The organism is Planosporangium spinosum, assembly GCF_049999945.1.
GTDB lineage: Bacteria > Actinomycetota > Actinomycetes > Mycobacteriales > Micromonosporaceae > Planosporangium > Planosporangium spinosum.
Genome location: NZ_JBLYUB010000010.1, coordinates 202,557 through 213,055, shown reverse-complemented (window position 1 = coordinate 213,055; position 10,499 = coordinate 202,557). Strand labels below are relative to the sequence as shown.

Below are 10,499 nucleotides of genomic sequence, written 5' to 3'. Positions count from 1 at the left end.
ACCCTCAAGACGTGGAAGGTCCTGACCAAACTCCACTGCTGCCCGCGACGAGCCACCCCAATCCTCGCCGCGATCACGCTCCTCCAACTCATCGAGGAGCAGCGCGAGTCAGGATGAAATCAGCTCACGGTGTACCTCGACACCCTGTTCGAGGGATACGAGTTGGGTGGGCAGGCGGCGCAGATCCAGCGGGCGATGATGACGATCGAGCACCGGTCGCCGCACCTGCGCCGGTACCTGGCCTTTCTCGACGGGCGCCCGGCCGCAGCCGCGGGGCTGTACACGACGGGGCAGCACTCGTATCTTGCCGGCGCCGCGACGCTGCCCGGGATGCGGGGCCACGGATGTCAAAGCGCCCTGATCCGGCGTCGCCTGCAGGACGCGGCGGCGATGTCCAGGCAGTCGGTGGTGGTGACCACCGCGTTCGGCTCCCCGAGCCAGGCCAACCTGCAACGTCTCGGCTTCGCCCTGGTGCACACCCGTGCCCTGTGGCGCCGACTGGGTGACCCGTAAACCGCAGCTACGAGCCGGCGCTGAATCCGGTGCGTCGCCGGTAGTGGGCCGCCTCTGGTGCCGCATACGCCAGGTCGATCAGCGCAGCACACGCCTGCGGCCGTGCCAGGGGTGTCAAACAGCCTGGTAAACAGGCGCCGGATCTCGGACACGGTCAGCCGCGGCACAGGTTTGCACCAACAACCTCGTAAGGGGGCACCCGGCCGCAATGCCTCGACGCGCGTCGGCGTGATTGTTGCTGACGATGGCGACCGGGCAGCCACTGTCACGGGCGGCGCGCAGGACGTCGACCACGCCGGGCGTGGGCGCTGCGGTGGCGACGGCGGTCAGCTCGGCGTCCCGGCAGGCGTCGGCGACCGCCCGGGTCAGCTCGTCGTCGCCGAGGTCGGCGGTACGGCGCAGGATGCCCAGCGGATGGGAGGCCAGTTCGGCGATGTCGGGCGGGAGGTGGCCGAGTCGGTCGCCGATGACGGCGTGCAGCCGCGCGGCGGCGGTCGCGGCCGGGTAGCCGGTGAACACGGCGCAGACCGGGCCGTCGAAGTCCAGCAGCAGTGCCCGGTTGCGGGCCAGCGGGTCGTCGGGCGTGGTCATGGCGTGAACTCCTGGGCGAGGGTGATCCAGACGACTCCGGACAGCCTGAGCGTCAAGTCAGAACCGGCTATCGCCGTGTTCTGCGTACGCGGCCTGCCCGTCACGCTTGGCATTGAGGGCGGTGTGTAGCCGACGAAGGAGCCGGCCGGGCACGTACCGGTCGAGTTCGGTCGGTGGCACGAACCGGAGGTCAGAAAGCTCTTCTTGTTGAAGCCGCACGTCCGCAAGACTGCCGGGCGGGAGCGTCCCGCAGTCGAAGATGAACAGGAGCTTGTCGCCCTCGCCCTCTGCGGGTGCCCAGTCGACGACGAGGTGCCGGCCGACGGGCGGGCTGATCGACAGTTCTTCCCTGAGTTCACGGAGGCACGCGATGCGGGGTGACTCGCCCGGCTCGACGTAGCCGCCGGGGATTTCCCAGTAGTCCTTGTAGGTGGGGCGGACGAGCAGCACGCGACCGGCGTCGTCGGTGAACAGAGCACCGGCGGCGACGCGGGGACGGGCCATCGGGGGCGGTTCGGGAGCCGTCACACAGGCAGATTAAGCGATGCGATGATCGCCTTCCCGGTCAGTCGAGGACGGACGTTGAGTCGGCGCGCGAGGTCGATGAGAGCTGAGGGTGGTCGGCTGCGCTGCCGGCGGATCCAGGACAGGACGAGCTGCCTGCTGAGGACGTGATAGCGAACCTGCTCAGGTGCGGGGCGTTCGGCGTCGAGCACGGTGGCTAGCGCCTCGTCGACGCGGTTCCAGGCGCTGTAGGCGCGGGTGGCTTCGAGGGCATGGCGGACCCTGCGCTCCATCGGCAGGGCGGACATGTCGAGGTTCGGCCCGAGGTCGATGGTGACCTGGACATCGCCGAGTTCGGTGGCGGCGGCTACGCGATGGATGGCGACGTTGGTGGGCCCGAACGCGGTCCACAGGTGGTTGGCGTCGTGTCCGAGTCGGCGGGCTGCCTCGTCAGCGGCGGCGAGAAACGACCGGGTTGAGGCGGCACCTGGCCAGCCTCGACGCGGTGAGTCGCTGGCGGGCACGGCGCTCCTCGCCGTCTGTACAACGTGAAGGGAAACAGGACATGCCCAAGGTGTACCCACCCGCGGCGGGCGGGACGCTGTTCACCGCCCGGTTCGGTGGACCGTACCGGCACGACTACTACGGCACGCGGATCTTCGGTGCCGCCGTGGCCGCCGCCGGCCTGCCCGAGCAGGCGACGACCCACGACCTCCGCCACCACTACGCGTCGGTGCTGCTCGCCCAAGGCGAGTCGGTCATCGTGGTCGCGGAACGGCTGGGGCACGAGAACGCGAACCTCGTGCTGTCGGCGTACGGGCACCTGATGCCGGACCCGCAACCGCGCACCCGCCGGGCCATCGACGACGCGTGGTCCGGCGCCCCGGGACCAGGACCCAACCGTGAACAGCCGAAACGTCGCCGATTCAGACGTTGAAGCGGAACTCCACCACGTCGCCGTCCTGCATCACGTACTCCTTGCCCTCGATGCGCACCTTGCCGGCGGCCTTCGCGGCGGCCATCGACCCGGCGGCGATCAGGTCGTCGTACGCGACGACCTCGGCCTTGATGAACCCGCGCTGGAAGTCGGAGTGGATCACCCCGGCGGCCTCCGGGGCGGTCGCGCCGATCGGGATCGTCCAGGCCCGCGTCTCCTTCGGGCCGGCCGTCAGGTACGTCTGGAGCCCCAGCGTCCGGAACCCGATCCGGATGAGCTGGTGCAGGCCGGGCTCGTGCTGGCCGATCGACTCCAGCAGCTCACGGGCCTCGTCCTCGGGCAGCTCGATCAGCTCGGACTCGACCTTGGCGTCCATGAAGACCGCCTCGGCGGGCGCGACGAGGGCGCGCAGCTCGGCCAGGAACTCCTCGTTGGCCAGCTCCTCCTCGTCGACGTTGAACACGTACAGGAAGGGCTTGGCGGTCAGCAGGTGCAGTTCCCGCAGCTCAGCGGTGTCGATGCCGGCGGCCTTGGCTCCCGCGTATAGCGTCGTGCCGTTGTTGAGCAGCTCAGCGGCGGCCTTCGCGGCGGCGAGCATGGGGGTCCGGTCCTTACGGAGCTTGGCCTCCTTCTCCAGCCGCGGGATCGCCTTCTCCAGCGTCTGCAGGTCGGCGAGGATCAGCTCGGTGTTGATCGTCTCGATGTCGTCGGCGGGTGAGACCTTGCCGTCGACGTGCACCACGTTGGGGTCGCTGAACGCGCGGACGACCTGGCAGATCGCGGACGCGTCGCGGATGTTGGCCAGGAAGGCGTTGCCGCGGCCCTGCCCCTTCGAGGCGCCGCGGACCAGGCCGGCGATGTCGAGGAAGGACACCGGCGCGGGCAGGATCTTCTGCGACCCGTGGATCTCCGCCAGCTTCTCCAGCCGCGGATCAGGCAGGCCCACCACGCCGATGTTGGGCTCGATCGTGGCGAACGGGTAGTTCGCGGCGAGCACGTCGTTCTTGGTCAGCGCGTTGAACAGGGTGCTCTTGCCCACGTTGGGCAGGCCGACGATACCGATGCTGAGACTCACGACGAGCAAGTCTACGCAGCGGCGACGGGCGCGACCGCAGCCGCACTCGCCGCCACAACCGCACTCGCCGCCGCAACCGCACTCGTCGCCGCAACCGCACTCGGTGTGCCCCACCCACCTGACGGGCCCGGCTGCCCCGGAGGTTGTACGCGTGAGGATCAGATTCTGACCTGGTCCTGCCACAGGGCGAGGACGGCCCGGTCGCCGCGCAGGTCCAGCCGATCGGAGGTCGGCCGGTTCCACAGCAGCAGGTACAGGTCGGTCGCCGGCCCGACGACGATCAGGTCCGCCGGGTGCCGGTCGGGGACCATGCGGCGGCTGTCGGGGCCGATGACGAGCGTCCACGCCGCCTCGGTGTCGGTCGCCGCCACCGCCATGCTGACCTTCGGATCCGCCGTGACGGTGACCCGTGGGCCGGTGAAGAAGCCGCCCAGCAGCTCGTCGACGCCGTCGGCGGCGAAGCCGGGCTCCCACTCCGGCACGGTGGCGATCACCGACTCGGCGTCCGCCCGGTGGATCGCGGTCTCGTGGGCCTGGCGGCGGGCCCAGAACGCCAGCGGCGACGGTGCGGGCAGGAACGTCCAGCAGGTCATCGTCTCGTCGGCGCGCCGCAGCGCGTCAACGAGCGTCCGATGCCCCTCGCGGAACCAGGTCACCAGGTCGTGGTCGTGCTCCGGGGCGGCGCCGATGATCCCGGCCCGCTCCTCGCGGGTGAACGGCTCGGATCTCCCGGTCGTCACGTACGCGGTCGCCCACCGGTGCACGCCGCCGAGGTGGACCAGCAGGTCGCGCAGGCGCCAACCGGGACAGGTGGGTACCCACAGGTCGAGGCCGGCCCATTCGGCGACATCCGCCAGTCTCCTGCCGTCATGGTCGAGGACGGCGATGTGATCAGCGATCCGCATACCGGCCAGCATGCCATCGACACGCACCGGAACAGGGTGCCAAAATCCCGTACGGTCAGGTCCGAAAACCGCGAGCACCCTGCTGGACGGCCAGGCAGGATCGAACTCGTGGAGTTGGACTTCGAACGGTGCTACCGGGCGGTCGACAGCCGGGACCCGCGCTTCGACGGCCGGTTCGTGACGGCCGTCACCTCGACCCGGATCTACTGCCGGCCGTCCTGCCCGGCGGTCACGCCGAAACGGCACAACGTCCGGTTCCTGCCGTCGGCCGCCGCGGCGCAGCGCGAGGGCTTCCGCGCCTGCCTGCGCTGCCGGCCGGACGCGGCGCCCGGCTCGCCGGAGTGGGACAACCGGGCCGACGTGGTCGCCCGGGCCGTACGCCTGATCGGCGACGGGGTGGTCGACCGGGCCGGCGTACCCGGCCTGGCCAGCCGGCTCGGGTACACCGAACGGCACCTGCACCGGATCCTGCACGCCGAGCTCGGTGCCGGCCCGCTCGCGCTGGCCCGCGCGCAGCGGGCGCAGACGGCGCGGATCCTGGTCGAGACGACCGACCTCGGGCTGGCCGAGATCGCGTTCGCGGCCGGGTTCCGCAGCGTGCGGCAGTTCAACGACACGATCCGCGAGGTGTACGGGCGGCCGCCGTCGGCGCTGCGGACCGCCGGGAACCGGACCGCCACCACCGCTCCCGGCACGATCACGCTGCGCCTGCCGTACCGGTCGCCGCTGCACGCGGACGCGCTGTTCGGGTTCCTGGCCGCCCGCGCGATCCCGGGCGTCGAGGCGATCGACGCCGACGGCTACCACCGGACGCTGCGCCTGCCGCACGGGCCCGCCGCCGTGTCCCTGGCCCCGGACGGCGGTTACCTCCACGCCACGCTGCGCCTGCGCGACGTCCGCGACCTCGCCCCGGCCGTGGCGCGTTGCCGCCGCCTGCTCGACCTGGACGCCGACCCCGAGGCCGTGGACACCGCGCTCGCCGCCGACCCCGCGCTCGCGTCGGCGGTGCGCGCCGAGCCGGGGGTACGCCTGCCGCGCGCCGTGGACGGCTTCGAACTCGCCGTCCGGGCGGTCGTCGGCCAGCAGGTGTCCGTCGCCGCCGCCCGCACGGTCCTGGGGACGCTGGTACGGGAATGTTCCCCCGCCGCGGACGAACCCTCCCCCGCGCCGGACGGAACGCGGGAGGCAACAGCGCCCCACCTGCTGTTCCCGGACGCCGCGACCGTCGCGGAGGCGCCGGACGGGGCGTTCGCGATGCCGGATGCGCGCCGGCGCACGATCCGGGCGCTGGCCGCCGCCGTGGCGGCCGGCGATCTCGTCCTCGACGACGGCGCCGACCGTACGGAGACCGAGACGAAGCTGCTGGCGCTGCCCGGCATCGGGCCCTGGACGGCGGGTTACGTCGCGCTGCGCGCGCTCGGCGACCCGGACGTCTTCCTGCCGACCGACCTGGGGGTACGCCGGGGCGCGGCGGCCCTGGGCCTCCCGGACGGACCGGACGCGCTGGCCGGGTACGCGGCGCGCTGGCGGCCGTGGCGGTCGTACGCGCTGATCAGACTGTGGCGACACGCATGACAGAGACAGACATGACGGAGGCACCGATGACCTGGTACACGTCCACGATGGACACCCCGCCGGGGCCGTTCACGATCCTGCTGGCCGGCGACGACACGGTACTGGCCAGCGGCTGGACCGCCGACGCGGAACTGCTGGCGTCGGTCGTACACGCGAGCCTGCGACCACGGTCGCGGCCGCAGCCGCGCGCCGACCTCGGCCCGGTGACCAAGGCCGTGCTGGCCTACCTCGACGGCGACGTCGCGGCGGTCGACGACGTGCCGGTGCGGCAGCGCTCCGGCGTCTTCCTGGAACAGGCGTGGCAGGCGCTCCGGCAGGTGCGCCGCCCTGTGACGTACACGGAGTTCGCGGCGCTGGCCGGGCGGCCGGCCGCGGTACGGGCGGCGGCGCAGGCGTGCGCGCGCAACGCGGCAGCGCTGTTCGTACCGTGCCACCGGGTCCTGCGCACGGACGGCACGCTCGGGGGGTTCCGCTGGGGGCTGCCGGTGAAGCGCTGGCTGCTCGACCACGAGGCGGAGACGAACGCGGCCTAGGAGAACGCGGCGGGATTCCGATAAATATCGCGCCTGTCACCGCCGATCCTATCCGCGCCGACGAGGGCCGCGCGGGCGAACGAACCAAGATCATCATATGACGAAAAGCGGTGGGTAACGTCGGACCCCGCCGGTAGCTTCGAGGCGTGCCGGCCGCTGACAATCCCCCTGACACCCCTCATCGGCTACGCAACCTGTGGCGGATCCGCCACTACGTGCGCCCCTACCTCAACCAGATGATCTGGCTGCTGGTCGCCGCGTTCGCGTCGACCGGCGCCGGCATCGTCGTACCGCTCGTCGTGCGCCGCGTCGTCGACGGACCGGTGCGCCACGGCGACCCGGCGGGCCTGCTCCAACTGGGCGCGCTCGCGCTGGCGCTCGGCCTGGTCGAAGCGGTGCTCATCTTCATCCGGCGCTGGACCCAGTCCGCGTCCGCGCTCGGCATGGAGGCCGCGCTGCGCCGCGACCTGTACGCGCACCTCCAGCGGCTGCCGATCGCATTCCACGACCGGTGGCAGTCCGGCCAGTTGCTGTCCCGCGCGACCAGCGACATGTCGGTGATCCGGCGGTTCCTGTCGTTCGGGCTCCTCTTCCTCGTCGTCAACCTGGCCACCTACGTCACGGTGGTCGCGCTGCTGATCCACCTGCACTGGCCGCTCGGGCTGCTCGTGGCCGCGAGCGCGGTGCCGCTGTTCCTGGTGAGCCGGCGGTTCACCAGGCAGTACTTCGCGGCGTCCCGGCGGATGCAGGACCAGCTCGGCGACCTCGCCACCCAGGTCGAGGAGTCGGCGCAGGGCATCCGGGTCATCAAGTCCTTCGGCCGGCGCCGCCACCAGGGCGCCCTGTTCGCCGACGGCGCGCAGCGCGTCCACGACACCGCCGTCGCCAAGACGCGCATGCTCGCCGACACCTGGTCACAGTTCGACCTGATCCCCAACGTCACGCTCGCGATCGTCCTGGTCGTCGGCGCGCTGGAGGTGTCCCGCGGCGCGCTGTCGCTGGGCGGCCTGGTCGCGTTCGTGTCGCTGCAGGTGATGCTGGTCTGGCCGATCGACGCGCTCGGCTGGATCATCGCCAACGGCCAGGAGGCGATGACCGCCGCCGACCGGGTGTACGAGGTGCTCGACACCGAGCCGTCGATCGTCGACCATCCCGCGGCGGTCGCCGTGACGCCGCGCGACGTCGCCGGCCACGTCCGGTTCGAGGGGGTGCGGTTCGCCTACCCCGGCACGCAGGTGCCCGTCCTGCACCGCGTCGACCTGGACGTCCGGCCCGGCGAGACGATGGCCATCGTCGGTGCGACCGGCTCCGGCAAGACGTCCCTGGTGTCGCTCGTGCCCCGACTGTACGACGTGACCGGCGGCCGGATCACCATCGACGGCCGGGACGTGCGCGACCACCGGCTCAGCTCGCTGCGGCGCGTCGTCGGAGTGGCGTTCGAGGAGCCGACGCTGTTCTCGATGAGCGTGCGGGAGAACCTCACGCTCGGTCGATCCGGCGCGAGCGACGACGACATCGCCGAGGCGCTCGCGGTGGCCCAGGCCGAGTTCGTCTACGAACTGCCGTGGGGGCTCGACACCCGGGTCGGCGAGCAGGGCCTGTCGCTCTCCGGCGGCCAGCGGCAGCGCCTCGCGCTGGCCCGCGCCGTCCTGGGCAGGCCCCGCGTGCTGGTCCTCGACGACCCGCTGTCGGCGCTGGACGTGCACACCGAGGCGCTCGTCGAGGAGGCGTTGGCCCGGGTGCTCAGCGGTACGACCGCGCTGCTGGTGGTGCACCGGCCGTCGACGGTCGCCCTCGCCGACCGGGTGGCGCTGCTGCTCGACGGCGAGATCGCGTGCGTCGGTACGCACTCCGAACTGCTCGCCACCGTCCCCGAGTACCGCAGCGTGCTGTCGGCGGAGGCCGAGGCCGCCATCGACGAGGCCGCCATCGACGAGGAGGTGCCGGCGTGACCGCACAGCCCGGGTCGGTCGACGTCAGCCAGTGGCGCGGGGTCGCGCCCGACGAGGACGCCGAGCGCACCGCGGCGGAGTCGTCCGACTCCGCGTCGGTGGTACGGCTGCGGGCCAGCAGCCGCCGACTGCTCGGCTCGCTGCTGCGCCCGCACCGCCGGGCGCTGTGGTTCGCCGTGGCGCTGCTGCTGCTCCAGAACGCCGCCTCGATGGCCGGTCCGTACCTGGTCAAGCTCGGCATCGACCGGGGCATCCCGCCGCTGACCGGCGGTCGTCACGACGCAGGCGTGCTGGTCGCCGTCGCGGTGGCGTTCGCCGCCGCCGCGGCGACCGAGTACGTCACCAAGCGCGGCTTCCTCGCCCTGTCCGGGCGGATCGGCCAGGCGATCCTGCTCGACCTGCGGCGCCGGGTGTACGACCATTTCCAACGCCTCTCCGTCGGGTTCCACGAGCGGTACACGTCCGGCCGGGTGGTGGCCCGGTTGACCAGCGACATGGACTCCATCGGCGAACTGCTCGACGGCGGCATCGAGGACCTGGTCCTCGCCGGCCTGTCGGTGGTCTCGGTCGCCGCGATCCTGCTCTGGCTCGACTGGCCGATGGCCCTGGTCACGCTGGCGTCGTTCCCGTTCCTGCTGGCGCTGTCGCGCTGGTTCCAGCGGGCCTCGGCGCGGGCGTACCGGCGCACCCGGGAGACCGTCGCCCTGGTGATCGTCCACTTCGTCGAGTCGATGGGCGGCATGCGCGCGGTGCACGCGTTCCGGCGCGAGTCCCGCAACCAGGAGATCTTCGACGCGGTCAACGACGACTACCGGGCGGCCAACCTGAAGGCGAACCGGCTGATCGCGATCTACTCCCCCGGCATCAAGCTGGTCGGCAACGTCACCATCGCGGTCGTGCTCACCTACGGCGGGTACCGGGTACTGCACGGGCAGGCCGAGGTCGGCGTGCTCGCCGCGTTCCTGCTGTACCTGCGCCGCTTCTTCGAACCGATGCAGGAGCTGAGCCAGTTCTACAACTCGCTGCAGTCGGCGACCGCCGCCCTGGAGAAGCTCGCCGGGGTACTCGACGAACCGCCGTCGGTACCGGAGCCGGCGCGTCCGGTGCCGCTGCCGGCGGCCCGCGGTGACCTGCGGCTGGACCGGGTACGGTTCGCCTACCGCGGTGACCGTACCGTGCTGCCGGAGCTGGACCTGCACATCCCGGCCGCCCAGACGGTCGCCGTCGTCGGCGCCACCGGCGCCGGCAAGTCCACGATCGCGAAGCTGGTCTCGCGCTTCTACGACCCGGACTCCGGCGCGGTCACGCTCGACGGCGTCGACCTGCGCGACATCAGCGACGCCGACCTGCGCCGCGCCGTCGTCATGGTCACCCAGGAGAACTTCCTGTTCTCGGGCACCATCGCCGACAACATCGGGTTCGGCCGCCCCGGCGCGAGCCGGGCCGAGATCGAGGCGGCCGCACGCGCGATCGGCGCAGACGGGTTCGTCCGGGCGCTCCCCGACGGGTACGACACGGACGTGCGCAAGCGCGGCGGCCGGCTGTCGGCCGGGCAGCGCCAGCTCGTCGCGTTCGCCCGGGCGTTCCTCGCCGACCCGGCGGTCCTGATCCTCGACGAGGCCACGTCGTCGCTGGACATCCCGTCGGAACGGCTGGTCCAGCGGGCGCTGCGGACGATCCTCGCCGACCGGACCGCGATCGTGATCGCCCACCGGCTGTCCACCGTGGAGATCGCCGACCGGGTGCTCGTGCTGGACGCCGGCCGGGTCGTCGAGGACGGCCCACCGACCGTGCTGGTGGCCGGCGGCGGGCGGTACGCGACGCTGCACCAGCAGTGGCGCGACAGCCTCGTCTGACCCGACCACACCCGCGCCGGCCGGTCGCCGGAAAAACCGGTCGGCGCGGCCCACCTGC

The 10,499-nt window shown here is 72.1% G+C and carries 10 protein-coding genes and 2 pseudogenes; 7 read left to right on the top strand and 5 right to left on the bottom strand.

Annotated elements, in window-relative coordinates; translation table 11 throughout:
• Together ACNTMW_RS16245 and ACNTMW_RS16240 are read left to right on the top strand one after the other, a co-directional pair.
• Window positions 1–117, top strand: a pseudogene (locus ACNTMW_RS16245) (IS5/IS1182 family transposase); the annotation flags it as partial.
• 12 nt (window positions 118–129) lie between these two features.
• A complete protein-coding gene (locus ACNTMW_RS16240; RefSeq protein ID WP_426634447.1) occupies window positions 130–513 on the top strand; it encodes a GNAT family N-acetyltransferase in 384 nt (127 codons plus the stop codon).
• A gap of 114 nt (window positions 514–627) precedes the next feature.
• Here ACNTMW_RS16240 and ACNTMW_RS16235 read toward each other — a convergent pair whose 3' ends face one another.
• From ACNTMW_RS16235 to ACNTMW_RS16225, 3 genes are read right to left on the bottom strand one after another with little or no spacing between them, the layout of a single operon-like run.
• Window positions 628–1,104 (bottom strand): HAD family hydrolase, encoded by a 477-nt coding sequence (locus ACNTMW_RS16235; RefSeq protein ID WP_426634446.1) that lies wholly within the window; start codon window positions 1,102–1,104, stop codon window positions 628–630.
• A 57-nt stretch (window positions 1,105–1,161) separates the two neighbouring features.
• Window positions 1,162–1,632, bottom strand: a complete 471-nt coding sequence (locus ACNTMW_RS16230; RefSeq protein ID WP_426634445.1) for an NUDIX domain-containing protein — start codon at window positions 1,630–1,632, stop codon at window positions 1,162–1,164.
• Window positions 1,629–2,132 carry a hypothetical protein gene (locus tag ACNTMW_RS16225; RefSeq protein WP_426634443.1) on the bottom strand — a complete coding sequence of 168 codons (504 nt, stop codon included), beginning with the start codon at window positions 2,130–2,132 and terminating at the stop codon, window positions 1,629–1,631. The genes ACNTMW_RS16230 and ACNTMW_RS16225 overlap by 4 nt, the downstream gene beginning before the upstream one ends.
• A 41-nt stretch (window positions 2,133–2,173) precedes the next feature.
• On the opposite strand from ACNTMW_RS16225, the gene ACNTMW_RS16220 reads away from it, so the two are divergent.
• Entirely contained in the window at window positions 2,174–2,545 is a 372-nt protein-coding gene (locus ACNTMW_RS16220; RefSeq protein ID WP_426634441.1) for a tyrosine-type recombinase/integrase, read from the top strand.
• On the opposite strand, the gene ychF is transcribed toward ACNTMW_RS16220, so the two are convergent.
• Window positions 2,535–3,620 carry a redox-regulated ATPase YchF gene (ychF, locus tag ACNTMW_RS16215; protein WP_426634439.1) on the bottom strand — a complete coding sequence of 362 codons (1,086 nt, stop codon included), beginning with the start codon at window positions 3,618–3,620 and terminating at the stop codon, window positions 2,535–2,537. The two genes, ACNTMW_RS16220 and ychF, sit on opposite strands and share 11 nt — an antisense overlap.
• A gap of 158 nt (window positions 3,621–3,778) precedes the next feature.
• Window positions 3,779–4,552 carry a maleylpyruvate isomerase family mycothiol-dependent enzyme gene (locus ACNTMW_RS16210; RefSeq protein ID WP_426634437.1) on the bottom strand — a complete coding sequence of 258 codons (774 nt, stop codon included), beginning with the start codon at window positions 4,550–4,552 and terminating at the stop codon, window positions 3,779–3,781.
• Between the two features lie 81 nt (window positions 4,553–4,633).
• Here ACNTMW_RS16210 and ACNTMW_RS16205 point away from each other — a divergent pair, with 81 nt between their 5' ends.
• The 4 genes and pseudogenes from ACNTMW_RS16205 to ACNTMW_RS16190 all read left to right on the top strand — a co-directional run bounded on the left by ACNTMW_RS16205 (window position 4,634) and on the right by ACNTMW_RS16190 (window position 10,441).
• A complete protein-coding gene (locus ACNTMW_RS16205; RefSeq protein ID WP_426634436.1) occupies window positions 4,634–6,100 on the top strand; it encodes an AlkA N-terminal domain-containing protein in 1,467 nt (488 codons plus the stop codon).
• A 26-nt stretch (window positions 6,101–6,126) separates the two neighbouring features.
• The gene (locus tag ACNTMW_RS16200; protein WP_426634435.1) at window positions 6,127–6,633 is read left to right on the top strand and encodes a methylated-DNA--[protein]-cysteine S-methyltransferase; all 507 of its coding nucleotides are present in this window, start codon (window positions 6,127–6,129) and stop codon (window positions 6,631–6,633) included.
• Between the two features lie 146 nt (window positions 6,634–6,779).
• A pseudogene (locus ACNTMW_RS16195) lies at window positions 6,780–8,583 on the top strand (ABC transporter ATP-binding protein); the annotation flags it as partial.
• Complete coding sequence (locus ACNTMW_RS16190; RefSeq protein WP_426634433.1) at window positions 8,582–10,441, top strand: ABC transporter ATP-binding protein; 1,860 nt, start codon at window positions 8,582–8,584, stop codon at window positions 10,439–10,441. The pseudogene ACNTMW_RS16195 and the gene ACNTMW_RS16190, both read left to right, overlap by 2 nt.
• Window positions 10,442–10,499 lie beyond the last annotated feature (58 nt).